Here is a 25,859-nt window from a genome sequence, read left to right on the forward strand (position 1 = left end):
CCTGCCATGACGAAGATCGACACGAGCAGGCCGGAGACCGTGCTGCCCACCCCGTCGCACACCGTCGGCCCCTTCTACGGGTACGCGCTGCCGTTCCCCGGCGGCGGTGACATCGCCCCCGTCGGCCACCCCGACACCATCACCCTCCAGGGGCGTGTGTACGACGGCGAGGGCGTCCCGCTGCCGGACGCCTTCCTGGAGCTGTGGGGCCCCGCCCCGGACGGCACCGTGCCCACCACGGACGGCTCCCTCCGCCGCGACCCGGCGACCGGCGGCTATCTCGGCCGCAACGGCGTGGAGTTCACCGGCTGGGGCCGCGTCCAGACGGACGCGGGCGGCCACTGGTACGCGCGGACGCTGCGGCCGGGGGCGCGCGGGAACAGCGCCCCGTACCTCAGTGTGTGCGTGTTCGCGCGCGGACTGCTGGTCCACCTGTTCACGCGGATCTACCTGCCGGGCGACGACGCGGCGCTCGCCGCCGATCCGCTGCTGGCCCGGCTCGACGCCGGGCGGCGCGACACGCTGATCGCGCGGGCGGACGGTGCGGGCACCTACCGTTTCGACATCCGCCTTCAGGGCGAAGGCGAGACGGTCTTCCTGGAGTTCCAGTGACAGCTGCGGAGTTCGACACCGGCCTGCTCGCCCCCGGCTGGGCGGGTTCCCCCGCCGCGTCCGCGACGAGCGACGCGGCCTACCTGCGGGCGCTGCTCGACGCGGAGGCCGCGCTCACCCGGGCGCAGGCCGCGCTGGGCCTCGTCCCCGAGGCGGCGGCGCGGGCGGTGACCGACGCGGCGGACGCCGGCGGCTTCGACGTGCGGTCGCTCGCCGAGCGGGCGCGCGGCGGCGGCAACCCGGTGATCCCGCTCGTCGCCGACCTCACGCGGGCCGTGGGCGAGGAGTACGGCCCGTACGTCCACCGGGGCGCGACCAGCCAGGACATCATGGACACGGCGGCCATGCTCGTCGCGGTCCGCACGCTGGACCTGGTCCTGGCCGACCTGGACCGTACGGCGGACCGGCTCGCGGAACTGGCCGCGGCGCACCGGGACACGCCGATGCCGGGGCGGACGCTCACCCAGCACGCCGTGCCGACGACGTTCGGGCTGAAGGCGGCCGGCTGGCGTTCGCTGGTGCTGGACGCGCGGGACCGCTGCCGCGCGGTGCGGGAGTCCCTGCCGGCGCAACTCGGGGGCGCGGCGGGCACGTTGGCCGCGTTCGCGGTGTACGGCGCCGAGGACCCGACGGGGCTCGTGGCGGCGTACGCCCGTGAACTCGGGCTCGCGGCACCGGTGTTGCCCTGGCACACGCTGCGCACACCGGTCGCCGACCTGGCCGGCGCGCTGGCGTTCACCGCCGGGGCGCTGGGGAAGCTCGCGGTGGACGTGCTCACCCTGTCCCGTACCGAGATCGCCGAGGTCGCCGAGGGCAGCGGCGGGAGCTCGTCCGCGATGCCGCACAAGGCGAACCCCGTGCGGTCCACGCTGATCGCCGCGGCGGCCCGGCGCGCCCCGCAGCTCGCGGCGACGCTGTACGGCTCGCTCGCGGCGGAGGACGAACGTCCGGCCGGCGCCTGGCACGCCGAGTGGGAGCCGCTGCGGGAGCTGCTGCGGCTGGTGGGCGGCGCTGCCCGCGACGCGGCGGAGCTGGTCGAGGGGCTGCGGGTGCGTCCGGAGACGATGCGGGACCACCTCGGCCTCACCCATGGGCTGATCGTCTCCGAACGGCTCTCGGCCGAACTGGCGGGGGCGCTCGGCCGCGCCCGCGCCAAGGAGCTGCTGACCCGGCTCGCCGAGCGCACCTGCGCGGAAGGCGTGCCGTTGGCCGAACTCCTGGCCGCCGAGCCCGAGTTGAAGGACGTCGACGTCGACCTCGGCGCGTCGGCCGACCCCGCCTGTTACACGGGCTCCGCGGGAGCCCTCACCGACCGTGCTCTGGAGCGACGTTGACCAGGAAGCTGCTCGACCACCGTGCCGAGGGACCCGATACGGCTCCCCCGCTGCTGCTGGGGCCGTCGCTCGGCACCTCGAACGCCCTGTGGGACGCAGTCGCGCCCGAGCTGTCGGCCGGGCACCGGGTGGTCCGCTGGGACCTGCCCGGGCACGGCGCCTCGCCCGCCGGCCTGATCGGGCCGGGCGCCACCGTGGGCGACCTCTCCGGCCTGGTCCTCGACCTCGCCGACTCCCTCGGCGTCGAGCGGTTCGCGTACGCGGGCGTGTCGCTGGGCGGCGCGGTCGGGCTGCACCTGGCCGTGCACCACCCGGAGCGTGTCACGTCGCTCGCGGTGATCTGCGCGTCGGCGCACTTCGGCGGGACGAGCCCCTGGCGGGAGCGGGCCGAACGGGTCCGGCGGGAGGGTGTCGGCTGGCTGCTGGAGAGCGCCCCGGCCCGCTGGTTCGCCGGTGACTTCACCGTGCCCCGCCTTATCCGCGACCACGGCGAGGCCGACCCCGGTGCGTACGCCGCCTGCTGTGACGCGCTCGCCGCGTTCGACCTGCGGGACCGGCTGGCGGACATCGCCGCGCCCACGCTGCTCGTGGCCGGGCGGGAGGACCCGGCGACCCCGCCCGCGCATCTGCGGGAGATCGCGGACGCGGTGCCGGACGCCGCGCTCGTGGAGATACCCGGCGCCTCGCACCTGGCGCCCGCGCAGTGCCCGGAGGCGGTCCTGACGGCGCTGCGCGCGCACCTCGGCGGGGGTGCGCGGCGCGGGATGGAGGTGCGGCGGCAGGTGCTCGGCGACGCGCACGTGGACCGGGCGCAGGCCCGGCAGACGCCGTTCACCGCGCGGTTCCAGGACTTCATCTCCCGCTACGCGTGGGGCGAGATCTGGACCGACCCGACGCTCAGCCGCCGCGAACGCAGCATGATCACGCTGACGGCGCTGGTGGCGCACGGCCACTACGAGGAGCTGGCCATGCACGTGCGCGCGGCCCGCCGCAACGGGCTCACCCCGGAGGAGATCGGTGCCGTCCTCCTCCAGACGGCCGTGTACTGCGGGGTGCCCGCGGCCAACTCGGCGTTCGCGACGGCGCAGCGGGTGCTGGCCGAGGAGGACTGAACGGGCCGCGCGGTCCCCGCCGGGGCCCTACGGTGGTGTCATGTCCACTGTTCTCCTCACCGGCGCGACCTCGGGTCTGGGCCGGTACGTCGCCTTCGAGCTGGTCCGCTCGGGCCATCTGGTCCTCGCCCACGGCCGCGACCCGGCCCGCACCGAACAGCTGGTGACGGAACTGCGCGCCGAGGGCGAGGCCGAGGGGTTCGTCGCCGACCTGGCCTCGCTGGCGCGGGTACGGGAGCTGGGCGAGCGGGTCGCGCGAGCGCACCCCGAGCTGTCCGTCCTCATCAACAACGCGGGCATCGGCGCCGGGCCGCCCGGCGCGGGCCGCGAGGTCAGCGCCGACGGACACGAGCTGCGCCTCGCGGTGAACTACCTGGCGCCGGTCGCGCTCACCCGCGCCCTGCTGCCGGTGCTGCGCGCCAACGCCCCCGCGCGGATCGTCAACGTCGGCTCGGCGGGCCAGGAGCCCGTCGACTTCGACGACCCCGGACTGAGCCGCGACTACGGCGGCTTCGCGGCGTACTGCCGCAGCAAGTTCGCCCTCGCCGCGCACACCTTCTCCCTCGCCGAGGAGCTCGCGGGCACCGGGGTCGCGGTGAACGTCCTGCACCCGGCGACCTTCATGAACACCGGCATGGTCCGCGAGGCCGGCGTCCAGCCGTGGAACACGGTCGCGGACGGAGCCCCGGGCGTCCTGGCCCTGGCCACGGAGGACCTGGGCACGGGCCACTACTTCGACGGCACCACCCCGGCCCGGGCCCACGACCAGACGTACGACGCGAAAACCCGCGAACGCCTGACCGAACTGACGGAGCGGCTGCTGGGCGATTGAGCGCCGCCCGGGCGGACTGCGGAGGCGGCCTCGGGGCCCGGTGGCCGCCGGGGTTGCCGGGAGGCGCGGCTGCCGCCGGGCCCGAGGCGGCGGCGCGGGGCAGGGGCCGGCTCGCCGGGGCGGGCGGCGCGCGGCCCTCCCGGCCGAGCCACCCCTCGGCGCGCTGCCGCGAGGCCGCCCCGTGGGCCGACCACCGTCCCGGCGCTGCGCCGAAAGCCACCTCGCGAGCCGGCTACCGTCGGGGCGCTGCCGCGAGGTGGGCTCGGTCGGATCCCTCAGGTCAGGCCGTGGCCCGTGTCCAGTTCCTGTTGGGCCCGGGCTGCCAGGCCGTCCGCGCCGCAGGCCCGGGCCAGGTCCAGGCCGCGGCGGAGTTCGGTGACCGAGCGGGCGGCGATGCCGTACTCGACGCGGGCCGCGGCGTGTTCGTACTGGCAGGGGGAGGACTCCAGGTAGGCGACGGCCTGCCCGGCGAGGCGGACCGCGCGCTGACCGGTCTCCAGGGCGGCGGCGCAGCGCAGGGCCTCGCCGATGGCGGTGTCGGTGCCGAAGCGCTCGGCGCGGCGGCGGGCCTCGGAGGCCAGCTGGGCCGCCCGGGACGGCTCCTCCGTGGCGAGGGCGCGGGCCAGGTCGACCGCCCAGGGCACCATGACCGGGTTGTGGTGCCCACGGGAGGCGGCGGCCTTCTCGGCGGCCTGCAGCTCGTCGACGCCCTCCTCGGTGCGGCCGACGGCGAGCAGCAGCCGGCCGCGCACGGACTGCGGGTCGGGCAGCACGATGGTGGACGGGTAGGGCGGGTGGAAGCCGTACTGGTCGGCGACCGACCAGGCCTCGTCGATGTGGCCGCGGGCGAGCAGGGTGTCGACCAGGCCGCAGGTCGCGGACCAGTACAGGGGCAGCCCCCGGCCGACACGCTCGGCGAGGCGCAGGGACTCCCGCAGGATGCTCTCGGCGTCCCGGAGACGGCCCTGGCGGCGGTAGGCGAGGCCGAGGAAGGCGTTGGCCAGGGCGAGGTGGCCGCCGCTCCAGCCGGCCACGGTGTAGGCGCGCAGGGCCTCGGCGAACAGGCTCTCGGCGCGGTCGAGCCGGTCCGCGTAGGCGTACGAGCTGCCCAGCATCATCAGCAGCTCGACGCCCCACTCGGTGTCGGTCCAGCCGAGGCCGGGCGCGAGGCGGCCGTTGACGAGGGCGCGGTCGCACAGCTCGACGACCTCCTCGGCGCTCTCTCCGCGGGTCATGGCGTCGAAGCCGCGCAGGATGAGCAGCGCCCGCTCGGAGTTGTCCCGGCCGGTGCACGTGCGGGCGAGGCCGGCGAGCCGCTCGGAGCGGCCGGGCGTGGCGGACTCGCCGGCGTGGATGCCCTCCCACATGTACTGCACGGCCTGCAGGCGCAGCCGGGCCGGACCGTCCGGGTGCCGGGCGGCCTCGGCCTCGACGGTGCGGACGGCCTCCTCCAGCTGGTCGTTGTGGAGGAGCGCCTGGGAGAGGCGGAAGACGGCGTCGACGCGTTCGGCGCCCTCCAGGCCGGGCATGGCGAGCGCGGTCTGCAGGTGGCCGATGGTCCTGGCGGGCGCGGTGAGCAGGCTGGCGCAGCCGAGTTCGAAGAGCACGCGCGCGTGGACATCGGGCAGCGGCGGTTCCAGCAGGGCGCGCTCCAGGCAGCGGCGGGCCGCGTCGGGCGCCCCGACGGCGAGGTGCTCGCGGGCGGCCTCGCGCAGTTGCTCGACCAGTTCCTGGTCGTCGTCGGGGTGCACCTGGAGCAGGTGGCGGGAGGCGGCCGCGGCGCCGAGGCCGCTGTCGGTGACGACCTGCGCGGCGACGCCGTGCCAGGCACGCCGCAGGGCGTCGGGGATGGAGTTGTACACGGCGGTGGCGATCAGGGGGTGCACGAACTCCAGGGCGCCTTCGCCCGCCCGGCCGGAGGCCGGGTCGGGGGCGGTGAGGATACGCGCGGCCTTGAGCAGGTCGGCACACCGCGCGGCGTCGTCGAGGCCCATCGTGGCGAGCTTGGCGACCAGGTCGACGGTGATGCCGTCGCCGAGGATGGCGGCGGCCCAGGCGCACCGGGTGGCGTCGATGCCCAGTTCCTCCAGGCGGGCGACGAGGCCACCGCCGCGGGCGGAACGGTTCAGGGCGCGCAGTTCACCGGCCGAGGTCTCGGCCGGCTCCAGCTCGCTGTCCTGGACCTTGGCGAGGAGTTCGACGGTCTCGTAGGGGTTGCCGCCGGTGACCGCCCACACCTCGCGGCAGAACGGGGCGTCGGCGTGGGCGCCGAGGGTGGCGCGGGTGAGGCCGGCGACGGCGTCCGGGGTGAGCGCGCTCAGCGTGCCGGCGGGGCGTCCGGCGGCGGCGATCTGCTCCAGCAGCTCGGCGTTGACGCCGCGGACGTCGCCGGGCCTGCGGGCGACGACGACCAGCACGGACAGGTCGTCGAGGCGGTCGGCGAACGCGGCGAGCCAGCGCAGGGTCTCCTGGTCGGCCCAGTGGGCGTCGTCGACGAGCAGGACGAGCGGCCAGTCCCGGCGGGCGAGGCGCCGTACGGCCGCGACGAGTCCGTCGCAGACGCCCTGCGGGTCGGCGGGCCGTTCGCTGGGCTCGGCTATGCCGAGGGCGGGGCCGGCGATGTCGTACCAGTCGCCGAGGTACTCCCGGGCCTCCTCCGGCATCATCGACACGAGCGCCGGCTGCAGCAGCTGCCGTACGACGTTGAAGGGGACGGAGCGCAGCGTCTCGCCGCCGCGCGCGGACCAGACGGTGCAGCCGCGGGCCTCGGCGAGCCGGCGGATCTCGGCCAGCAGCGCGGTCTTGCCGAGGCCGGCCTCGCCCCGGAACACCAGTAAGCTGCCCGAGGACGACCGGTCGGCGCACAGGGTGTCGACCGCCCGTGCGACGGCGGCGACTTCCTCGTCACGCTCCCACAGGGAAGCCGAGGCGGCCGCCGTGGGCCGGACCTCCGTCATCCCGCTACCTCCCCAAGTCGCCCGACCGACGTGCAGGTCCCGAGCGTAGTCCCCCGGCACGGCGTTCGGACAAGGGTCGGCGGACCTGTTGCCGTGACGGGTGAAAGGGGGTAGAGGGCGCGGCGGCACATGGGGCGCGATGGCGCGCGGTCGGCGTCAACGGGACACCGGGCGCGGAGAATTGACCGTCCGTCGCCCGGGTTTGACGCCGCGCACGGATCCGGCGGCCCCTTCATGCGCCCTTCCTCAGCTGTTCGGTGATGCGCAGCCCGACCGCGTGGGAGAGCGGGTGGCCCGCGGGCGCCTCGATGCGCAGCGCCGCCGCGAGGTCGTGGCCGTGCAGGTCCACGACGGACTCGGCGAGGTCGGCCAGGCCGGCCGCCGCGCTCCTGCCCCGCTGCCGTCCCGCCACCACCGCGGCGAGGGCGATCACGGCGGCCGGCCACCAGCGTGTCGCGAGCACGGCGTAGGGCACCGCCCAGGCCGTGAGCCGGGTCGCCGCGTCCAGCCGGTCCCGGGCGCCGGTGATCGCCGTCCGGACGGCGTCGGGGACGATGAGCCACAGCCGCGGCCACGCGGCCACCAGGTCGATGCGGTACTGCTGCCACACACGGCGGTCGGCGGCCGCGACCCGGTCGCCGATCCACGTCGGGCGGCACGGCGGCTCGACGCCGATCCGGGCGCGGCGGGCCGCCAGCCGGTCGAGGCGGTCCTGGCGGCCGGGGGCCGAGGACGCCGCGCGAGCGGCCTCGAAGGCCTCGTCCGCCGCCTCCCACCGCTGGTGACGGCTGTTCACCAGGGGGGCGCCCAGGCGGCCCGGCCACTGTCGCAGCCAGACCGTCTCGACCAGTGCGGCCAGGGCCCGGTTCACCAGACCCGCCGCGGTCGCGGCGAGGCCGGCGCCCACGACGAGCGCCCCCATCGACGCCGGCCGCCCGTCGAGGCCGGAGGCCTTGCGGTCGAGGGTGTCGACGAGGAACCGCGCGTCGAGACCGTGCCGGTGGCCGAGCGTGAGCGCCACCACGGTCGTGCCCACGAGCAGGAGGCCGGGCAGTACCACTGCGCTCAGCCATCGGTCCGCGATCCTGCGGCCCACGTCGACCAGCAACGAGCCCATGTTCCGCCCCCGCCCCGGTGGTTCGTGTCATCGGCCGGTCACGAGTGGCCGTTCGCCGATGTCGCACATCGGCGCGTCGTGCCCGGCCCGCCGCAGGACCGCGCGCGGGCAGACCCCCAGCGGGCAGACGTAGGGCCGGTCCGCCACATGGCCGCCGCCCGTGGCGACCGACGGCACGCCACCGGGCGGCTCCTGGCCACCGGCCGTTCTGGTGCCGCCCGCACCGGGAGAACCCGTCCCCGGTCCCGCGGCGTCCGCGTCCAGGCCCAGGGCGGCGAAGAGCGCGTCGAGGCGGTCGGTGTCGGGCCGTCGCCCCTGCCGTACCACGTCGACCACTTCGTCGAAGACGTCACGCGCGCCCCGCCGCTCGGCGAGGCGCAGCAGTCCGAAGAAGTCGTCGCACAGATCAGCGAGCACGAGAGCCATGGCGCATCCCCCCATATCCTGGTTTGTTATCCCCAACACCCGGGCTGCCAACCGCCGTTGGGGGACCCGGGCCAGGGAGGGGGAGGCTCGTGGGTATCGGCGCCGACATCCTGACCGGGCTGCGCAGGGCCACGCTGCGTCGCCGTCTCAGCCGGCGGCTCGACCGCCACCGCGCCACCGGCGATCCGCGGGCCGTCCTCGCGGCTCCGGCCCGGGCGGTGGCAGAACGGCTGGCCGCAGCCGTCGGGGACCGCGTGGACCTGCCCTCCCTGCGGGCGCTGGCCCGTTTCCACGCTGCGTGCGGGGAGGAACGGGGCCCGGACGACGGGCGGGCCGACCGCTTGCGGGCACGGGAACTCGCCGACCGCATCAAAAGCGTGGACCCCGATGCCGTACCCGAGTCGGTGATCGCGCTGTCGGGCCGGTCCGAGGCCCTGGAGCCCCCGGGCGACGACCCCGCACTCGCCCTGCTGGTCCACGCCCTGCGCACCGGTGAGGGCGCACCGGCCGTGGAGGCGGCGCGGCTGCTGCGGCAGGAACTGCGGTCGAGGCCCGACGACCCGGAGCGCGGCATCACGCTGGCCCTTCTGGGCGGGGCACTCCTGATCGCCTCCGCGACCGGGACGCCCGGAGCCGACGTCGACGAGACGGTCGACGTGTTCCGTGCGGCGACGGCCGCGCTCGAGGACGATCCGGACGGCGCCTCCGCCGTGGGCCAACTCGGGTGGGCGCTGGCCCTGAGGTACCTCGACCGCGGCAGCGCCTCCGACCGCGACGAGGCCGTCGAGGCGCTGCGGGAGTCAAGCGTCCTGGTCGCCGGCGACCCGGCCCAGATGGTCGTCACGCTCACCCTGCTCGGCGGGCTGCTGCTGGAGAGGTTCGCCGCCGACGGGCGGCCCTCGGACGAGGCGGAGGCGCTGGACGTCCTGCGCGACGCGGCGGCGCGGACCGCCGCCGACCCGGCCGGTGTGGGCGAGTTCGCGGGCCTCGCCGTTCCGGCGCACCTGCGTCCCAGCCCGGGCAAGGCTCCCGCGCTCCTCGGCTCCGCGCTGTACGAGCGCTTCGTGAGCGGCCGCGGTCCGGCGGACCTCGACGAGGCGATCGACGCCCTGCGTACGGCGTTGTCCTTCGACGGGACGACCTGGCACGGCGGTGCCCCGCAGCCCGGGTCCGGCGCGTCGTCGGCGATCGGGGGCGATTCCCGGCTGCACACCCTGCTGAACCTGGGCTCCGCGCTGATCAGCCGCTACGACCGCGACGGGACACCGGGGGACGCGGACGAGGGCATCGCTCTGCTGGACGAGGCGGCGCGGAGCCGGCCGTCCGGTGATCCGGACCGCGCCCTGACGTACGGACGGCTGGGCATCGTCCTGACGCGCGCACTCGGCCATCGGGACGCCGCGGCGGACCTGTCGCGGGGTATCGAGGCGCTGCGGGAGGCCGTGGCGGCCACCCCGGACACCGACGCCGGGCGCGCGGACCGGCTCGCCGACTTGGGTCAGGCGCTCCTGGACCGGTTCGTCGTCTCGGGCGCGTACGACCCGGACGAGACCATCGAGACGCTCCGCGCGGCCGTGGCCGCGACCGGGGAAGGGCACCCGGACCGGTCCCGGAGGCTGACGTCCCTCGGCACGGGCCTGTGGACGCGGTTCCAGCGCGTCGGCGGGCTGGCCGATCTCGACGAGGCGATAGGGCTGGGGCGCCGCGCCGTGGCCGCGGCCGCCCCGGGTTCGTTCGACGAGCGCGCTTCGCGGCTCATGCTGGCGGCCTGGCTGCACGGCCGGTTCCGCCGTACGCGTCAGGACGTGGATCTCGAGGAGGCGCTGGAGGCCATCCGGCGGGCCGTCGCGCTCACCGGGGACGACCCCGAGACCCGAGGGGTCGCCCTGGCCACGCTCGGCACCCTCCTGCAGTCCCGCTTCCAGCACCGTGGCGCGCCCGAGGACCTGCGGGCGGCCGTCGAGGCCCTCCGCGCCGGCGTCGAGCTGCGGCCCGCGGACCATCCCCGCGGACGCGCGCTCGCGCGGGCCAACCTCGCCAACGCCCTGCGTCTCGCCTTCGACCAGGGCGGCCCGCTGAGCGACATCGACGAGGCCGTCGACGCCCTGCGCGGCAAGCTGCCGTTCGACGCCGACGTCGTCAACCTGGCCGCCACCACCTGCGCGCTGGGCGAGGCACTGGCGAGCCGGTACCGGCGCACCCGGGAGGAGGCCACCCGGCGGGAGGCCCTCGGCTGCCTGCTGGAGGTCGCCGACATGGTGGCCGCACCGGCTCACCTGCGTCTGCAGGCGGCCAAGGCGTGGACGGCCCTCGCCGCGGACGTGGAGGACTGGCCCGACGCCGTCGCGGGCGCCTCCCGCGCGACCGAACTGCTCGCCCTGCTGGCCTGGCGGGGGCTGCCCCGCCGGGACCAGGAGCGGCTGCTGTTCGACCACGAGGGGCTGGCGGGGGACGCCGCCGCCTACGCGCTCCTCGCGGGCGACAGCGGGCGTGCCCTGGAGATGCTGGAACACGGTCGCGGTGTGCTGCTCGGCCAGGCCCTCGACACCCGCACGGACATCGGCGGGCTGCGGTCCCGCCGGCCGGACCTCGCGCGCCGCCTGGAGGAGATACGCGACGCCGTGGACTCGGGCGGGTCCGGCGACCTCGTCCCCGGACAGCCGCCGGCCGACGCGCGGCCGGCCACGGGCGCCGACTACGAGCGGCGTCTGCTGCTGGCGCGGGAGTGGGACGGCCTGGTGGAGCGGATCCGCCGGCTCGACGGCTCCCTCGCCGGCTTCCTGCGGCGTCCCGACGCGTCCCGGCTGCGCGGGGTCGCCGCCGAGGGCCCGGTCGTCGTCCTCAACGTCTGCGACCTGCGCAGCGACGCACTGGTCCTGACGGCCGGCCGGCTGCTGACCGTGCCGCTTCCGGACGTCACACCGCAGCGGGTGGCCGAGTACGTCGTCGACTTCTACCTGGCCCTGCAGGACCCGGCGAAGCCGAGCGCCCGCGCGGCCCTGGAGGACACCCTCGCCTGGCTGTGGGACGCCGCCGCGGAACCCGTGCTGGACGCCCTCGGCCTGAGTGCGGTGCCCCCGGACGGGACACCGCCCCGGTTGTGGTGGGTGCCGACGGGACTGCTCACGCTGCTGCCCCTGCACGCCGCCGGACGGGCGGACGACGGAGTGCTCGACCGTGTCGTGTCCTCCTACGCGCCCACCGTCGGTGCCCTCGCGCACGCCCGGAACGCCGTGCGGGCGCCCGGGGCCACGCGGGTGACGGTGGTCGCCCTGCCCGGCGACGGCCTGCCCAACGCCCGGCGCGAGAGCGAGGACATCGCGCGTCTCTTCCCCGGTGTGCGGCAGCTGGTGGACGGCGGGGCGACCCGGGACGCCGTCCTGCGCGCCCTGCCGGCCAGTCACGTGGTCCACTTCGCCTGCCACGGCGCCCAGGACCTGGAGGACCCCTCCCGCGGGCATCTGCGCCTGCACGACGGGATTCTCGACGTCCTGGAGCTGAGCCGCCTCCGGCTGGGTACCGCGGAACTCGCCTACCTGTCCGCCTGCCAGTCCGCGACGGGCGGTGTCGCCCTGGCCGACGAGGCCGTCCATCTCGCGAGCGCGTTCCAACTCGCCGGATACCGCCAGGTGATCGGCACCCTGTGGCCCATCGAGGACGCCGCCGCGGCGGACATCGCCCGGGACGTGTACACGCGCCTGCGACGGGAGGACGGCGCCCCCGCCACGGACGAGGCGGCGGCGGCACTGCACACCGCCGTCCGCCGGGCACGCGCCGCGCATCCGCGCGAACCGCACCTGTGGGCCTCCCACATCCATCTCGGACCCTAGTCTGGCGCCCTGCACCAGGGGGCCGGGCGCGGGGGCCTCTCATCCGGCTTTCAGCGAGGGCTCATACCGTAGGCCCATGACGCAGGTGACTCCCCCCGGGTGGTACCCCGACCCCGGGCAGACAGATGACGGTCCCGCCGGCGAGCGCTGGTGGGACGGCACGGCGTGGACGGAGCGGACGCGCCCCGCGGGGCCGGCCGCCGCGTGGGGTCCGCCCGGGCAGCCGCCCGCGCCCGCCGGGGCGGACCCGGCGGCGCCGACGCAGACGGCGTTCCCGGCGTACCCGGGCGCCTCGACTCCGCCCGGCGCGCCCGGGTACGGCGCACAGCCCGGGCAGGGAAACCCGTTCGGGTACGGCCCGCAGTCGGGGTACGGCGCGCAGCCCTACCCGGTGCACCCGGGCTACCCGGGCGTGCCGCCGGCGCCGGGCGGGCGGCGCGGGGTGCGGACCGGGATAGCCGTGGCCGCCGCGGTCGCGGTGCTCGCCTGCATCGGGGTCGGGGTGTGGGCGCTGGCCAAGGACGACGGCGGTGGCGGCCGGGACGAGGCCCGGCAGGGACAGCCCACGCCCGGCGGGCCGGACGGCGGCGGTCCCGGCGGCCCGGGCGGCGGCGGGTCCTCGCCCTCGCCGCGGCAGTCCGAGGCGCCGCGGATCGAGAGCGGGGCGGTGACGGACCGGGTCAGCGGCATCAGCCTGCCGATCCCGAAGGGCTGGTACGGCCAGGAGAGCGCGGCCGGCGCCGCGGTGACCGACAACGACAGCTACAAGTGCCCCGGGGACACCAGCAAGACCTGCACCAAGGGCGGCGCGTACTCGGCGCCCGCGTTCGCGCTGGGCACCCGCGGCAGCACGGCAGAGGAGGTCGCCAAGGCGGACATCGCGGACAACGCCGAGGAGTCCTACGGCGGCGCCACCTACGGCAGCATCACCTCGCACCAGCAGCTCGCCGCGAAGGCCGTCACCGTGGCCGGGCAGAAGGGCTATCTGGTCCGCTGGAAGGCGGTCACCAGCAAGGGCGCCGACGGCGTGGTCGAGTCGCTGGCGTTCCCCTCCCCGGCCGACTCCCGGCAGATCGTGGTGGTCCGCTTCGGCGTCGACGCCGACCAGGACGTGTCCGTCATCGACGAGATCACCCGGGGCATCCAGGCCGCGTCGACCGGCGGCGGCAACGGGCAGGAGGTGTAAGGGCCGTCCAGCCCGTGAGAGCGATCGGCCGGGCGGGGTCCCTCTCCGCTCAAGAGGGACCCCACCCGGCCGGGGGGTGCGCGCCGCCCCCGTCCCCACGGTGCGGCGCGGTCAGACCACCGTCCAGTCATCCCGTGGACGGCGGCCTGGGTCTCAGGGCCTGTTGACGGTCCCTAGGTCAGGCCGAGTGCCGGCAGCACGGCGACCTCCGTGAAGCGGACCAGGTAGTCCTGGTCGGCGTACTGACCCTCCAGGATCGGCCGGACGCGCAGCAGGCCGAACAGCTGCGCGGGCACGAACTCCAGCGCCGGATGGCCGGCCGCGACCTCGCCCCGCTCGACCCCGCGGCGCAGGATCTCCTTGAGCGCGGCGACCTCGGGCTCGACGAGCGCCTCGCGCAGCGCGCCCGCCAGCTCGGCGTCCTGGGTGACGGCGTGGCCGAGCGCCTGGAGCAGCTTGGTGTCCTTCACCGCCCAGTCCCCCGCGGCGCGGGCGGCCTCGCGCAGATCGTCGGCGAGCGAGCCGGTGTCGATCCCGGTCAGCCGCGAGGTGCGGCGCGAGCGCAGGGCGGCCACCACGAACTGCGGTTTAGTCTTCCACTGCCGGTAGAGGGTGGACTTGCTGCAGCGGGTGCTGGCGGCGATGCCCTCCATGGTCACGGCGTCGTACCCGCACTCGCGGATCTGGTCGAGGACAGCGTCGAAGAACTCCTGCTCACGCTCGGGCGTGAGCTTGGAGCGGCGCGATGCGGCGGTCGTCTCCGGCCCGTCCGCGGCCTGCGACGTCATCGGTGTCTCTCCTCGGATCCATGGTGTGCCGAACGTCATCGATACGCCAGTGTACCGGTACCCGCGCGTATCGGTACACTGGCGTATCGGTACGACGTCGTATCGATGCCGTGTTCAGCCACACGGCAACGCACCACCCACGCACCACCGTCAGCGAAGGGGCCGGGGGATGAATGCCCGCACCGAGCCTGAAGAAGAAGCGGAGTCCGACGCGATAGCGCGGCCCCCGCTCGTCCGTGAGCTCCTGCTCGTCGCAGGTCTCTTCCTCGTCTACAAGTTCGGCCGGCAACTGGCCACGGGCCACACCGGCGAGGCCTTCCACAACGCGCACCGCGTGTGGGACCTCGAACGAGCGGTCCGGCTGCCCGGCGAGGGCTCGGTGCAGTCGCTGCTGCTGCACGGCGACACCCTGGTGCACCTCGCGAACACCTACTACGCGACGGTCCACTTCCCCGTCACCGCGGCGTTCCTGGTCTGGCTGTACCTGCGGCGCCCCGCCCACTACGTGTGGGCCCGCCGGGTGCTGGCGGCCGTCACCGCCGCCGCCCTGGCGCTGCACCTGGCGTTCCCGCTGGCGCCGCCGCGGATGCTCGCGGCCACCGGCCTGGTCGACACCGCGGCCGTGTACGGCCCGTCGGTGTACGGGCCGCCGCGGACCGACCACCTCTCGAACCAGTTCGCGGCGATGCCGTCGCTGCACTTCGGCTGGGCCCTGATGGTCGCCGTCGGTCTCATCGCGGCGACCCGCTCCCGGTGGCGGTGGCTGTGGCTGCTGCACCCGGCCCTCACCCTGTTGGTCATCGTCGGTACGGCCAACCACTACTGGCTGGACGCGCTCGTGGCCACCGCCCTGCTCGGCGCGACCCTCGCGGTGATCCACCTTCCGCGCCGCACCGCCACGACGGCGGGCCGCGCACGCGACGACCTCGCCCCGGCCCCGGAGCGCGAACTCGTGGGGGCGCACCGATGAGCGCCGCCCTGACCGCCGTCGTCCTGTCCCTGTTCTCCGCGGTCGCCTACGCGGCCGCCGCCGTGGCCCAGGAGCGGCTCGCCGCCCGGTCCGCCGGCACCGGCCTGCTGCGGCTGCTGGGCAGCGGCGCGTGGTGGGGGTCGGTGACGCTGAACGCCGCCGCGGCGCTGCTGCACGTCGTGGCGCTGAAGTACGGCCCGCTCACCGTGGTGCAGCCGCTGGGCGCGCTGACGCTGGTCGCGGCGGTGCCGATGGGCGCGCGGCTGGCCGGGCGGCGGGTCGGCGCGCTGGAGTGGCGCGGCACCGGCTTCACCCTGCTGGGCCTCGGCGCGATCCTCGTCACGGCGTCGGGTCCGGCGCCGGACGACGTGCTGAGCGTGCCGGAGGCGCTGGCGGTGGCGGGTGCGACGGCCGCCCTGATCGGCACGCTGTCCTGGGGCGCCCGGCCGGGCCTGCGGCACGCCACCGCCTCCGGGGTCGCCTCCGGGGTGGCCTCGGCGCTCACCCAGACCGTGACGGTGGCGGCGACGGACCGCTCGGGTCCGCTGCTGAGCATGCAGGTGGTCGGGGTGGCGCTGCTGGTCGCGGCGTTCGCCACGGGCGGCCTGCTGCTGTCGCAGACCGCCTACCGGGGCGGGCTCGGCGCCCCGCTCGCGGTGGTGACCCTGGCCAACCCGGTGGCCGCGGCCGTGATCGGCGTGGCCCTGCTGGGCGAGCGGCTGCAGGGCGGGGCGCTGGGCGCGCTGCTGGCACTGGCGGGCGCGGGGCTCGCCGCCTGGGGCGTCGTCCTGCTGACCCGGGCGAACGCGCCCGCCGCCCCGGTGGGCGAGGAGCGGGACGATACGGCCGAGGAGGCGCACCCCGTGGCCGCGGTGCTCGCGCTGGACCCGGCGGGGGCGTCGGCGGAACCCGCGCTGGTGCCCCGCCCGGCGGACCCGGGACGCCTCACGCCCCTGTGAACGACAGGCCCCGGCCGGGGCGGCGGGCGGCCGGGGCGGCGGCCGGTCAGCCCAGGCCGCGCGCGTCCTGCTTGAGCGCGGTGTCGACGGTCAGCGCCGTCGCCACGACCAGGCTCAGCAGCGGCTCGGGCAGCTGGTAGTGGATCTGCAGGACGTAGTTGTCCGCGGTGGTGAACATCGTCTTGGCGAGGCCTTCCCAGGTCTTGGTGATCCGGGCGACCTCGTTGCCGGCGTGGTCGACGATGGCGAAGTTCCACGCCCGCCAGTTCTCCGCCTTGATCGCGCCGACCTGCTGGCCGTTGACGTTCATCGCGAAGTTGATCTTGCCGAAGACGTTCTGCTGGACGATCTCGCCGACCGGGGTGCCGTCCGGGCGCTCGACGATCACCCGCGACTTGAAGATCTTGCCCGGGCGGGTCAGCAGCAGGACGGGCTGCCCGTAGGCGTCCCGGATCTCCAGCCTGATCTTCATGAACTGGTCGATGCTGTACAGGAAGCGCACGATCTTCCGGAACCAGCTCTGCCCGACCTGGACGACGGCGCCGAGCTGGTTGCCGTTCTGATCCATGACCTTGTACTCGTTGGTCAGCTCGATCAGCTTGGCCTTCTGGTTCACCACCAGCACCGGCTCGGAGAAGAGGGTGCCGCCGCCCGCGGCGCCGCCGGCCACCCCGGCCTGCTGCTGCACCTGGCGCTGCACGCGCTGGTCGGGGCCGGCCTGGTGGGGTATGTGCGGGGCCTGCGCGGGCTGGTGGGCCTGCTGGACCGGCACGGCCTGCTGGGCGGGGGCCTGTTGGGCCTGGGCCGCGGCCTGCTGGTCCGGGCTGGTGTGCTGGGTCCACTGCGCTCCGTCCCAGTAACGGAGTGTCTGGGGCGCCCCGTGCGGATCGGGGTACCAGCCTGCAGGTGTGTTCGAATGCGTGGTCACCGGGGCACACTACCCCGAGCCCACCAGCCCGTGACCAGACCCTACGGCTCGCTGTTCACCGCCGCTTCACCCACCTCACAGGGTGGCGATCGCCGGGTCGCTGACGCCCGGCGCCCCGTTCTCGACATGTCCGGCGAACCGCCGCAAAAAGGCCGGGTCGCCCTCGGCGGTGACGGTGAGGTCGTACCAGCGCCTGCTCGCGGTGAGGTCGACGCTCTGCCGGACGGTGGCGCCGGGACGCATGCTGAGGGTGCGCCGGGTGCCGGTGTAGCCGTCGGCGACCGTCAGACGCACCGTGCCGGAGCCCTTGTTGGTGAAGGTGAGCTGGAGGCCGCTCCCGCTGTGCCGTGCGGTGACCTCCGGGCCGGCGGCCTTGTTGCGGCCCTTGAAGGCGCGCAGGAAGCCGTTGGGGCCGTGCACGGTCAGGTCGTAGGAGCCGCCGGAGTACACCGAGTTCCAGGTGTCGGCGAGCGTCTTGCCGGCCTCGGTGGTGTACGTCCAGGGGCCGTCGGTGCGGTTGCCGGACGTCACCAGGAAGGCGGCGCCCGCCTGCGCGCCGGAGGCGAAGGTGAGGGTGAACTTCCCGGCCGCCGCGTCCACCGAACCGTCCGTGTACGGCGCGTACTTCAGCGGGCGGGTGGGCCGCTGCCCGCGCTCCTGCCGGGGCAGGACGCCGTGCGCGGGCGGCGTGGGCACGTAGTCGGGGTGGCGCAGGCGGTCCGGCGGCTCGTAGCCGGCGGTGTCCGGCAGGGCGACCGGCCGGGTGTCCGTCGCGGAGAAGTCGAAGGCGGAGGTCAGGTCGCCGCAGACCGCGCGCCGCCAGGGCGAGATGTTCGGTTCGCGCACGCCGAAGCGGCGCTCCAGGAACCGGATGACGGAGGTGTGGTCCAGCGTCTCCGAGCAGACGTAGCCGCCCTTGCTCCACGGCGAGACCACGAGCATCGGCACCCGCTGGCCGAGCCCGTAGGGACCGGCGGCATGGCTCGCGTCGCCCGGGAACAGGTCCGGGCCCGGGTCGACGGTCGATTTCCCCTGCGCGGCCGAGCCGGGCGGGAAGGGCGGTATCACGTGGTCGAAGAAGCCGTCGTTCTCGTCGTAGGTGAGGAACAGGGCCGTCTTCGCCCACACGTCCGGGTTCGCGGTGAGCGCGTCCAGCACCTGGGCGATGTACCAGGCGCCGTAGTTGGCGGGCCAGTTGGGGTGCTCGGTGAAGGCCTCGGGGGCGACGATCCAGGAGACCTGCGGCAGCGTCCCGTTCTTCACGTCGGCCCGCAGCCGGTCGAAGTAGCCCTCGCCCTTGCGGTGGTCGGTGCCGGTGCGGGCCTTGTCGTACAGCGGGTCGCCCGGCTGGGCGGTGCGGTACTGGTCGAAGTAGAGGAGCGAGTTGTCGCCGTAGTTGCCCCGGTAGGCGTCGGTGATCCAGCCCCAGGAGCCGTTCGCGTCGAGGCCGTCGCCGACGTCCTGGTAGATCCGCCAGCTGACGCCGGCCTTCTCCAGCCGCTCGGGGTACGTCGTCCAGCCGTACCCCTTCTCCTCGTTGCCGAGGACCGGGCCGCCTCCGGTGCCGTCGTTGCCGGTGTACCCGGTCCACAGGTAGTAGCGGTTGGGGTCGGTCGAGCCGATGAACGAGCAGTGGTAGGCGTCGCAGACGGTGAAGGCGTCGGCGAGGGCGTAGTGGAAGGGGATGTCCTCCCGGGTGAGGTACGCCATCGTCGTGGCGCCCTTGGCGGGCACCCACTTGTCGTACTTGCCGGCGTTGAAGGCGGCGTGCCCGTCGTTCCAGCCGTGCGGCAGGTCCTGGAGGAAGGCGAGGCCCAGGTCGTCGGCGTCGGGGCGGAAGGGGAGGATGTCCCGGGTCCCGTCGGACTGGTGCCAGACGGAGGTGCCGTCGGGCCGGGTCACCGGGCGCGGGTCCCCGAAGCCGCGCACTCCGCGCAGCGAGCCGAAGTAGTGGTCGAAGGAACGGTTCTCCTGCATCAGGACGACGACGTGCTCGACATCCTCGATCGACCCCGTGCGGCGGTGCGCCGGCAGCGCCGCCGCCCGCTGGATGCTGGCCGACAGTGCGCTGAACGCCGTGGTGGCGCCCGCCAGTTGGAGGAATCTGCGCCGGTTGACGTCGGGCATGACTGAGGGACCTCTCTGCCAGGGGACGGGTCGACCGGCCGGGTGGTGACGGAACGCGCGCGAAAGGAGTGTTCCAGGAGCACCAAACGTCAGGGAAGGGTGCGGTGGCGCCCGTGTGAAAGTCGCCGGTACGCGAGGTGTTGGGGACCGGCGCCGAAGGGGCGGTCTGCGATCCCCCTGCAACACCCCTTCAGCAACCACGCACCACGGCGCCCGCGCCCGGAGAGGTCACCGGGGCGCGGGCGCCGTTACGGGGTGGGGGGTCAGACGCGGCTGCCGGTCGCCGTGTCCGCCGAGAGGCGCTGGGCGACGTAGATCGGGATCACGGAGAGCAGGACGAGGACCGCGGCGACGACGTTCACCACGGGTGCCTGCTGGGGCCGGGTCATGTTGTTGAAGATCCAGATCGGCAGGGTCTCCACGCCGGGCCCCGCCGTGAAGGTGGTGACGACGATCTCGTCGAAGGAGAGCGCGAACGCCAGCAGCCCGCCCGCCAGCAGCGCCGAGCGCACCAGCGGGAACGTCACGTCGGCGAAGGCGCGGAAGGTGTTGGCGCCGAGGTCCATGGCCGCCTCCTCGTACGAGCCGGAGGTACGGCGCAGCCGGGCGACCACGTTGTTGAAGACGACGACGATGCAGAAGGTGGCGTGGCCGACGACCACGGTGAACAGGCCGAGGCCCACGCCGAGCGGCTTCAGCACCGTGCCGAACGCCGAGTTGAGGGCGATGCCGGTGACGATGCCGGGCAGCGCGATCGGCAGGACGACCACGAAGGAGAGCGTGCCGCGGCCGAAGAAGCGGTGCCGGGCGACCGCGAACGCGATCAGGGTGCCGAGCACCAGCGCGATGGCGGTGGCGCCGAGGCCGGCCTTCACCGACACCCACACCGCCTCGCGCGCCCCGGAGTTCCGCCAGGCGACCGACCACCAGTGCGGGGTCAGGCCGGGCGGCGGCCAGCTCGCGCTGCGGTCGGGATTCAGGGAGTTGACGAGGACGAGCAGCAGCGGCACGTAGATCACCGCGAAGCCGAGCGCCGCGGCGGCGCGCAGCGCGATGCGCGCCGGACGGGACAGGTGCATGAGGCTCCTCCGGGCTTCCTACAGGCTGCTCAGGGCACCGGTGCGGCGCATCAACAGCAGGTACAGCACGATGACGACGACCGGGACGGTGCCCAGCGCGGCGGCCATGGGCAGGTTGAGCTCGATGTTGGCGTAGACGAGGTTGCCGATGAGCTGGGTCTTGCCGCCGACGATCTGCACGGTGATGTAGTCGCCGAGGCTCAGCGAGAAGGTGAAGATCGAGCCGGCGGCGACGGACGGCAGCACCAGGGGCAGCACCACCGACCGGAAGGTGCGCCAGCTGCGCGCCCCGAGGTCGGCCGAGGCGTCGAGCAGGCCGGAGGGCAGCTGCGCCAGCGCGGTGTGGATGGGCAGCACCATGTACGGCAGCCAGAGGTACGTCAGGGTCAGGACGGTGGCCGGCAGTCCGAAGCCCGGCCCGCCCGTGCCGAACGGCCCGAGCATCCAGTCGGCGAGCCCGCCCTCGGACAGGATCAGCCGCCAGGCGTACACCTTGACCAGGTAACTCGCCCACAGCGGGGTGAGGATGGCGACGACGAGCAGCGGCCGCCACCTCGGCTTGGCGACCCGCGCGGTGTAGAAGGCGAGCGGGAAGGCGATCACGGCGCACAGCGCGGTGACCGCGAGGGCGACGGCCACGCTCCTGACGACGACCTGCCGGTAGACCGGGGTGGTCAGCAGGGCGTGGAAGTTGTCCGTGGACCAGACCTTCACCACCTGGGAGGTGAAGGAGTCCGTCGTCCAGAACGCGGAGACGAAGAGCACCGTCAGCGAGCCGAGGTAGAGCACCGCCAGCCACAGCAGCGGGGCGGTGAGCAGCAGGGTGAGCCGGAGCCGGGGATGGCGGTGCAGCACCCCGGCCAGCCGGCCGGCCGTCCGGGCCACGGGCGTCAGCCCTTGATCTCGGTCCACGCCTGGACCCACTTGGCGTACGGCACGCACTTCACGTCGGTGCGGCCGTCCAGGCACTGCTCGATGGGCGTGTTCCAGAAGGCGATCCGCTTCCAGTAGTCCTCGTCGCTCGCGTGGTAGGTGGTGCAGAAGTTCTTGTCGCTGGTCAGGGCGCACGCCTTGGAGTTGGCCGGTGCCTCGCCGAAGTACTCGGCGACCTGGGCGTTGACCTTCGGGGAGACGATCCAGTCGAGCCACTTGTAGGCGCAGTTGGGGTGCTTGGCCTTGGAGGAGACCATCCAGGTGTCCGACCAGCCGGTCGAGCCCTCCTTCGGCACGAAGGCCTTGACCTTCGCCCCCTCGTCGGCGGCGAGGCTGGCGATGACCTGCCAGGTGGTGCCGACGACGGAGTCGCCGCTCTTGAAGGCGGAGACCTCCTTGAGGTAGTCGCTCCAGTACTCGCCGATGCTGGCGTTCTGCTTCTTCAGCAGGTCCACGGCGGCGTCGAACTGCTTCTGGTCGAGGGCGTAGGGGTCCTTGATCTTCAGCTCGGGCCGGGTGGCCTTGAGGTAGAGGGCGGCGTCGGCGATGTAGATCGGCGAGTCGTAGGCGGTGACATGGCCCTTGTGCTTCGGGGCGTCGTCGAAGACCGCCGCCCACGAGGTGGGCGCGGGCCGGACCTTGTCGGTGTTGTACATGAGCAGATTGGCGCCGCGGCCGTGCGGGATGCCGTACATCTGCCCGTCGACGGAGTTCCAGGAGCCGTTCTTCAGCCCGGCGAAGACGTCCTTGTAGTTCGGCACGAGGTCGGTGTTTACGGGGGCGGCGTCGCCGGAGGCGATGAGCCGCAGCGAGGCGTCGCCGGAGGCGGACACGGCGTCGTACTCGCCGGTCTTCATCAGCTTGACCATCTCGTCGGAGCTGGCGGCGACCTTGGAGCTGACCTGGCAGCCGGTCTGTTTCTCGAAGTCGGAGACCCAGTTGACCTTGGGGTCGTTGGAGCCGTCCTCGACGTAGCCGGCCCAGGCGATGAGGTTGACTCTGCCCTCGGTCTTGCCGAGTTCGGACGGCTGCTTCAGGTCGGGCGGGTTGAGCCCGCCGGACGAGGAGCCGTTGCCGGAGTCGGAGGAGCCGCAGGCGGCGGCCGCGACGAGCACCGCGGCGGCGGCCGCGGCCTTGAGGGTACGGGTGAGGCGCACGACGATCTCCCAGGGGTGAGTGGGCCTGGCGTGGGGGTGGTCAGCGGGAGCCGGGCACCTCGACGGCGTGGCGTCGGTGCCACAGCAGGCGGACCCGGGTGCCGCGGTACGCGGCGACGTCCGCGGAGGACGTCTCCAGGTTCTGCTGGAGGGCGGCGAGCCGGCCGCCGGCGTCGAGGTCGACCAGGAAACGGGTCACGTCCCCCAGATAGACGACCTCGGCGACGGTGCCCGTCGCGCTGGTGTGCTCCGGCAGGTCGGCGTCGGCGGACTCCTTGAGGATCCGGATCTTCTCGGGCCGGATGCTGTAGGTGCCCGGGGTCCCGACGACGCGGTGGGCCGCCTCCCCCTCCAGCAGGTTGGACGTGCCGACGAAGGACGCGACGAACGGGCTCGCGGGGCGTTCGTACACTTCGGCGGGGGTGCCGACCTGCTCGATGCGGCCCTGGTGGAAGACGGCGATGCGGTCGCTCATCGTCAGGGCCTCCTCCTGATCGTGGGTGACGAAGACGAAGGTGATGCCGACCTCGCGCTGCAGCTCCTTCAGCTCGACCTGCATCTGCTCCCGCAGCTTGAGGTCGAGGGCGCCGAGCGGCTCGTCGAGCAGCAGGACGCGGGGGCGCCCGACGAGGGCGCGGGCGAGGGCGACGCGCTGGCGCTGGCCGCCGGAGAGCTGGCCGGGGCGCCGCTTGCCGAAGCCTTCCAGGCGGACCTCGGCGAGGGCCTTGCGGGCCCGGACCAGGCGCTCGGCCTTGGGGACCTTGCGGATCCGGAGGGGGTAGGCGACGTTCTGCTCGACCGTCATGTGCGGAAAGAGCGCGTAGTCCTGGAAGACGGTGTGCACGTCCCGCTCGAAGGGGGCGAGACCGGTCACGTCCTGCCCGGCGAGTTCGATCCGGCCGCCGGTGGGGGTCTCGAACCCGGCGATCAGGCGCAGCACCGTCGTCTTGCCCGAACCGGAGGGCCCCAGCATGGAGAAGAACTCCCCGTCGCGGACCTCCAGGTCGATCCCGGCCACGGCGGTCGTCTCCCCGAACGACTTGCGCAGATCCCGCAACCGGATCGCAATCCCCTCCATGGGCGGCAACCTTTCTGGCGCTCGCTTACGTCGGCGGGAAACATATGAAGTCATAGTTCAAATCTCAAGGCCCCCTTAGGGTAAAGCTTGCGCAACGTTCAAGGTGGTGGCCGTGATGGAACCGACTGACGGCGGGGCTCGTAGAGCCATTTTCGCGCCGGTCGACAATCTGGCGCGCGTCGAGGCGGTCGTCCACCGGCTGGGCGACGCCATAGAGCTGGGCCTTCTCGCCGACGGGGAGCAGCTGCCCGGCGAGAGCGAACTGGCCGGCCTGCTGGGCGTCTCCACGGTGACGCTGCGCGAGGCCCTGATGGCCCTGCGCCAGCAGGGCCTGGTGACCACCCGGCGCGGACGCGGCGGCGGCAGCTTCGTGTCCCAGCCCGCGGTCCCCGCCGAGGAGCGGCTGAAGGCCCGGCTGCGCGGCTGGAGCACCGAGGAGCTGCGCGACCTCGGCGACCACTGGGCCGCGCTGTCCGGAGCCGCCGCGCGACTCGCCGCCGACCGCACCGCGCCCGAGGACCTTCGGCCGCTGCGCCGAACGGTCGAGGAGCTGACCCGCGCCGGGGACGCCGCGGCCCGCAGCCGTGTCTACGGCCGCTTCCACGTCGAGCTGGCGGCCGCCGCGCAGTCCGCCCGGCTCACCCGCGAACAGGTCACCCTGCAGACCGAGATCGGGGCGCTGCCCTGCCTCGTGCTGAGCGACGACGCATATCGTGAAGAAGTAGCGGAACGTCAACGCGCCGTGATCTCGGCGGTGCAGGATGGGGCGCACGACTCGGCCGGCGCGCTGGCCGAGCGGTGCGTGCGGGAGTCGACGGCGCGGCTGATCGCCGTACGGCTCGCGCTGTAGGCACACCCGGTCCGGTCCCCGTCCGCTGGAGGGCGCCATGAGCGCGAGCCCGGATCTCGTCGACGTCGCCGGGACACCGGTGACGCCCACTCGCCGGACCGAGGCCGAGGAACGCGTCGCGGCCCGCGTCGGCGGCGCCCTCGAAGCGGTCTTCGACGCGGTCGCCGCCACCCGCGCCGAGACGGCCGCCCTGCTGGGCCGTGTCCTGGGCGAGGGCCGCACCCCCGCGACGGCCGACCTCGCCGCGCTGCGCCCGGGCCTGCATCTGCGGCTCGCCCGGCACGAGCTGGTCTCCGGGCTCGGCTTCGTCGCCGCGCCGGGCCTGCTGGGCGACGTACCGGCCTGGCTGGAGTGGTGGCAGTCGTGCGCCGGGGGCGGGGTACGGCCGCTGCTGCCGGACCTGGATCCCGGCCGGTCGGCGTACTCCGACTACACCCACTGGGACTGGTTCGCGCTGCCCCGCGACACCGGTCGGCGCGCGGTCGCCGGGCCCTACGTCGACTACCTCTGCTCCGACGAGTACAGCCTCACCCTGTCCGCGCCCGTCGAGGCCGGCGGACGCTTCGCCGGCGTCGCCGCGGCCGATGTCTACCTGCGCCACTTCGAGGCGGCCGTGCTGCCCCTGCTGCGGGAGCTGCCCCGGCCGGCCCGCCTGGTCAACGCCCGCGGCCGGGTCGCCGCCTCCGCCGACCCGGCACACCTGGCCGGCTCCCTCACCCGGGGCGCCGACGTCGCGGCGGTCCTGGAGCGGGGCCGGGCCGTGGCGGGCGCGGGGGTGCGGATGGTGCCGTGCGGGGGTGTGCCGCTGGTGCTGGTGGTGGGGTGAGCGGGATCGCCGAACGTGGTGTTGTGCGCTGACCGAGGCGCCGTCGGCGACCTGAACGCCGACGGTGCCCGGTCAGGGTTCCGGGGTGGGCACCACCGTGAGGTGCGCCGCGTGCCGGCGGGCGGGGCGGGTGCGCGACGCCGGGGCCGGGCGGCGGGCCTCGCGCAGGACCAGCGTCAGCCGGGTGCAGCCCACCTCGCGCAGCGTGCGCGGCGCCTCCTCCACGATGCGGCACTCCACGGCGCCCCGGCGCGGATCGGGATGTACCAGGGGACGCACCGCGCCGTCCTGCTGCACCGCCTCCTCGCCGACCGCGCTGATCCAGTGCGGCAGGCCCTGCCGGTAGGCGGCTTCCATGAGCGGGTCCTGGGCGAGGTCCCGGCGCACCGTCTGCAGCCCGTGGTCGTGCGGATGCCGCTCCAGCGCCGTGCGCAGCTGCGCCAGCATCGGCAGGCACCAGCTCGACTCGTGATCACCGAGCACCGCGGAGGCATCCGGGTGGAACAGGACGAACCGGAGGAAGTTGTCCCCCGGCATGGCCGTCGGATGGGGGCCGACCGCCCGGAAAAGTGACGCGAAAGCGCTGTTGGCCGCCACGACGTCCCACCGGTGGTCGACGACGAAGGACGGAAAGGAGACCGCCTCCACGAGCAGGGCGTAGTCCTGGACGTACGCCTGAGCCTCGGGGCTCTCGAGGACCGGCCGCGGCGCCGGCCGCTGCCCTCCTGCCTGAAATGCCATCGGGAGGTCACCCCTCT

At 74.5% G+C, this 25,859-nt stretch carries 21 protein-coding genes; 10 read left to right on the forward strand and 11 right to left on the reverse strand.

Going from position 1 to position 25,859, the window contains the following annotated elements; genetic code table 11:
- Positions 1-6 precede the first annotated feature (6 nt).
- Genes pcaG through IE308_RS05435 form a run of 4 tightly spaced genes read left to right on the forward strand, consistent with a single transcriptional unit; the run spans position 7 to position 3,890 of the window.
- Positions 7-612: a protocatechuate 3,4-dioxygenase subunit alpha gene (gene pcaG / locus IE308_RS05420; protein WP_190216796.1), complete on the forward strand. Its 606-nt coding sequence runs from the start codon at positions 7-9 to the stop codon at positions 610-612.
- Positions 609-1,946, forward strand: coding sequence for a 3-carboxy-cis,cis-muconate cycloisomerase (gene pcaB, locus IE308_RS05425; RefSeq protein WP_190216797.1), 1,338 nt, complete (start codon positions 609-611; stop codon positions 1,944-1,946). Before pcaG ends, pcaB begins: the two co-directional genes overlap by 4 nt.
- A complete protein-coding gene (gene pcaDC, locus IE308_RS05430) occupies positions 1,943-3,058 on the forward strand; it encodes a bifunctional 3-oxoadipate enol-lactonase/4-carboxymuconolactone decarboxylase PcaDC (RefSeq protein WP_190216798.1) in 1,116 nt (371 codons plus the stop codon). The genes pcaB and pcaDC overlap by 4 nt, the downstream gene beginning before the upstream one ends.
- 40 nt (positions 3,059-3,098) lie before the next feature.
- The gene (locus IE308_RS05435; protein ID WP_190216799.1) at positions 3,099-3,890 is read left to right on the forward strand and encodes an SDR family NAD(P)-dependent oxidoreductase; all 792 of its coding nucleotides are present in this window, start codon (positions 3,099-3,101) and stop codon (positions 3,888-3,890) included.
- A gap of 275 nt (positions 3,891-4,165) precedes the next feature.
- Here the strand turns inward: IE308_RS05435 and IE308_RS05440 are convergent, their stop codons facing one another.
- The 3 genes from IE308_RS05440 to IE308_RS05450 all read right to left on the reverse strand — a co-directional run bounded on the left by IE308_RS05440 (position 4,166) and on the right by IE308_RS05450 (position 8,390).
- Entirely contained in the window at positions 4,166-6,847 is a 2,682-nt protein-coding gene (locus tag IE308_RS05440; RefSeq protein ID WP_190216800.1) for an ATP-binding protein, read from the reverse strand.
- Between the two features lie 232 nt (positions 6,848-7,079).
- Complete coding sequence (locus IE308_RS05445; protein WP_190216801.1) at positions 7,080-7,964, reverse strand: hypothetical protein; 885 nt, start codon at positions 7,962-7,964, stop codon at positions 7,080-7,082.
- 27 nt (positions 7,965-7,991) lie between these two features.
- Positions 7,992-8,390 carry a hypothetical protein gene (locus IE308_RS05450; protein WP_190216802.1) on the reverse strand — a complete coding sequence of 133 codons (399 nt, stop codon included), beginning with the start codon at positions 8,388-8,390 and terminating at the stop codon, positions 7,992-7,994.
- Positions 8,391-8,479: 89 nt separating this feature from the next.
- Here IE308_RS05450 and IE308_RS05455 point away from each other — a divergent pair, with 89 nt between their 5' ends.
- Positions 8,480-12,220, forward strand: coding sequence for a CHAT domain-containing protein (locus IE308_RS05455; RefSeq protein ID WP_190216803.1), 3,741 nt, complete (start codon positions 8,480-8,482; stop codon positions 12,218-12,220).
- Positions 12,221-12,296: 76 nt separating this feature from the next.
- Entirely contained in the window at positions 12,297-13,406 is a 1,110-nt protein-coding gene (locus IE308_RS05460; protein ID WP_190216804.1) for a DUF2510 domain-containing protein, read from the forward strand.
- A 173-nt stretch (positions 13,407-13,579) separates the two neighbouring features.
- Here IE308_RS05460 and IE308_RS05465 read toward each other — a convergent pair whose 3' ends face one another.
- On the reverse strand, positions 13,580-14,194 hold the full coding sequence (locus IE308_RS05465; protein WP_110633229.1) for a TetR/AcrR family transcriptional regulator: 615 nt from the start codon (positions 14,192-14,194) through the stop codon (positions 13,580-13,582).
- A 169-nt stretch (positions 14,195-14,363) separates the two neighbouring features.
- Here IE308_RS05465 and IE308_RS05470 point away from each other — a divergent pair, with 169 nt between their 5' ends.
- Together IE308_RS05470 and IE308_RS05475 are read left to right on the forward strand one after the other, a co-directional pair.
- Complete coding sequence (locus tag IE308_RS05470; RefSeq protein ID WP_190216805.1) at positions 14,364-15,164, forward strand: phosphatase PAP2 family protein; 801 nt, start codon at positions 14,364-14,366, stop codon at positions 15,162-15,164.
- A complete protein-coding gene (locus IE308_RS05475) occupies positions 15,161-16,123 on the forward strand; it encodes a DMT family protein (protein ID WP_190216806.1) in 963 nt (320 codons plus the stop codon). The genes IE308_RS05470 and IE308_RS05475 overlap by 4 nt, the downstream gene beginning before the upstream one ends.
- A gap of 46 nt (positions 16,124-16,169) precedes the next feature.
- On the opposite strand, the gene IE308_RS05480 is transcribed toward IE308_RS05475, so the two are convergent.
- The 6 genes from IE308_RS05480 to IE308_RS05505 form a co-directional block, all read right to left on the reverse strand.
- Entirely contained in the window at positions 16,170-17,051 is an 882-nt protein-coding gene (locus tag IE308_RS05480; protein WP_110633223.1) for an LURP-one-related family protein, read from the reverse strand.
- A gap of 75 nt (positions 17,052-17,126) precedes the next feature.
- Positions 17,127-19,178, reverse strand: a complete 2,052-nt coding sequence (locus IE308_RS05485) for a phosphocholine-specific phospholipase C (RefSeq protein WP_190216807.1) — start codon at positions 19,176-19,178, stop codon at positions 17,127-17,129.
- Between the two features lie 263 nt (positions 19,179-19,441).
- A complete protein-coding gene (locus IE308_RS05490; RefSeq protein ID WP_110633219.1) occupies positions 19,442-20,257 on the reverse strand; it encodes an ABC transporter permease in 816 nt (271 codons plus the stop codon).
- A gap of 18 nt (positions 20,258-20,275) precedes the next feature.
- A complete protein-coding gene (locus IE308_RS05495; protein WP_110637273.1) occupies positions 20,276-21,151 on the reverse strand; it encodes an ABC transporter permease in 876 nt (291 codons plus the stop codon).
- Complete coding sequence (locus tag IE308_RS05500; RefSeq protein ID WP_190216809.1) at positions 21,148-22,347, reverse strand: ABC transporter substrate-binding protein; 1,200 nt, start codon at positions 22,345-22,347, stop codon at positions 21,148-21,150. Before IE308_RS05500 ends, IE308_RS05495 begins: the two co-directional genes overlap by 4 nt.
- A 40-nt stretch (positions 22,348-22,387) precedes the next feature.
- A complete protein-coding gene (locus IE308_RS05505) occupies positions 22,388-23,425 on the reverse strand; it encodes an ABC transporter ATP-binding protein (RefSeq protein WP_190216810.1) in 1,038 nt (345 codons plus the stop codon).
- A gap of 115 nt (positions 23,426-23,540) precedes the next feature.
- On the opposite strand from IE308_RS05505, the gene IE308_RS05510 reads away from it, so the two are divergent.
- A complete protein-coding gene (locus tag IE308_RS05510) occupies positions 23,541-24,275 on the forward strand; it encodes a FadR/GntR family transcriptional regulator (RefSeq protein ID WP_110633211.1) in 735 nt (244 codons plus the stop codon).
- A 37-nt stretch (positions 24,276-24,312) separates the two neighbouring features.
- Positions 24,313-25,101, forward strand: coding sequence for a cache domain-containing protein (locus IE308_RS05515; protein ID WP_229908709.1), 789 nt, complete (start codon positions 24,313-24,315; stop codon positions 25,099-25,101).
- Between the two features lie 72 nt (positions 25,102-25,173).
- On the opposite strand, the gene IE308_RS05520 is transcribed toward IE308_RS05515, so the two are convergent.
- On the reverse strand, positions 25,174-25,842 hold the full coding sequence (locus IE308_RS05520) for an MmyB family transcriptional regulator (RefSeq protein WP_190216811.1): 669 nt from the start codon (positions 25,840-25,842) through the stop codon (positions 25,174-25,176).
- Positions 25,843-25,859: the final 17 nt, after the last annotated feature.

The organism is Streptomyces griseosporeus (assembly GCF_014656055.1).
GTDB classification, from domain to species: Bacteria; Actinomycetota; Actinomycetes; order Streptomycetales; family Streptomycetaceae; genus Streptomyces; species Streptomyces griseosporeus.

What these genes read in the sequence shown, in the direction of transcription:
- IE308_RS05475 (WP_190216806.1), top strand. Translation starts at nt 15,161, where the DNA reads ATGAGCGCCGCCCTGACCGCCGTCGTCCTGTCCCTGTTCTCCGCGGTC.
- IE308_RS05485 (WP_190216807.1), bottom strand. Translation starts at nt 19,178, where the DNA reads ATGCCCGACGTCAACCGGCGCAGATTCCTCCAACTGGCGGGCGCCACC.
- IE308_RS05440 (WP_190216800.1), bottom strand. Translation starts at nt 6,847, where the DNA reads ATGACGGAGGTCCGGCCCACGGCGGCCGCCTCGGCTTCCCTGTGGGAG.
- IE308_RS05505 (WP_190216810.1), bottom strand. Translation starts at nt 23,425, where the DNA reads ATGGAGGGGATTGCGATCCGGTTGCGGGATCTGCGCAAGTCGTTCGGG.
- IE308_RS05490 (WP_110633219.1), bottom strand. Translation starts at nt 20,257, where the DNA reads ATGCACCTGTCCCGTCCGGCGCGCATCGCGCTGCGCGCCGCCGCGGCG.
- IE308_RS05465 (WP_110633229.1), bottom strand. Translation starts at nt 14,194, where the DNA reads ATGACGTCGCAGGCCGCGGACGGGCCGGAGACGACCGCCGCATCGCGC.
- IE308_RS05460 (WP_190216804.1), top strand. Translation starts at nt 12,297, where the DNA reads ATGACGCAGGTGACTCCCCCCGGGTGGTACCCCGACCCCGGGCAGACA.
- IE308_RS05445 (WP_190216801.1), bottom strand. Translation starts at nt 7,964, where the DNA reads ATGGGCTCGTTGCTGGTCGACGTGGGCCGCAGGATCGCGGACCGATGG.
- IE308_RS05520 (WP_190216811.1), bottom strand. Translation starts at nt 25,842, where the DNA reads ATGGCATTTCAGGCAGGAGGGCAGCGGCCGGCGCCGCGGCCGGTCCTC.
- IE308_RS05515 (WP_229908709.1), top strand. Translation starts at nt 24,313, where the DNA reads ATGAGCGCGAGCCCGGATCTCGTCGACGTCGCCGGGACACCGGTGACG.
- IE308_RS05435 (WP_190216799.1), top strand. Translation starts at nt 3,099, where the DNA reads ATGTCCACTGTTCTCCTCACCGGCGCGACCTCGGGTCTGGGCCGGTAC.
- IE308_RS05470 (WP_190216805.1), top strand. Translation starts at nt 14,364, where the DNA reads ATGAATGCCCGCACCGAGCCTGAAGAAGAAGCGGAGTCCGACGCGATA.
- IE308_RS05510 (WP_110633211.1), top strand. Translation starts at nt 23,541, where the DNA reads ATGGAACCGACTGACGGCGGGGCTCGTAGAGCCATTTTCGCGCCGGTC.
- IE308_RS05450 (WP_190216802.1), bottom strand. Translation starts at nt 8,390, where the DNA reads ATGGCTCTCGTGCTCGCTGATCTGTGCGACGACTTCTTCGGACTGCTG.
- pcaG (WP_190216796.1), top strand. Translation starts at nt 7, where the DNA reads ATGACGAAGATCGACACGAGCAGGCCGGAGACCGTGCTGCCCACCCCG.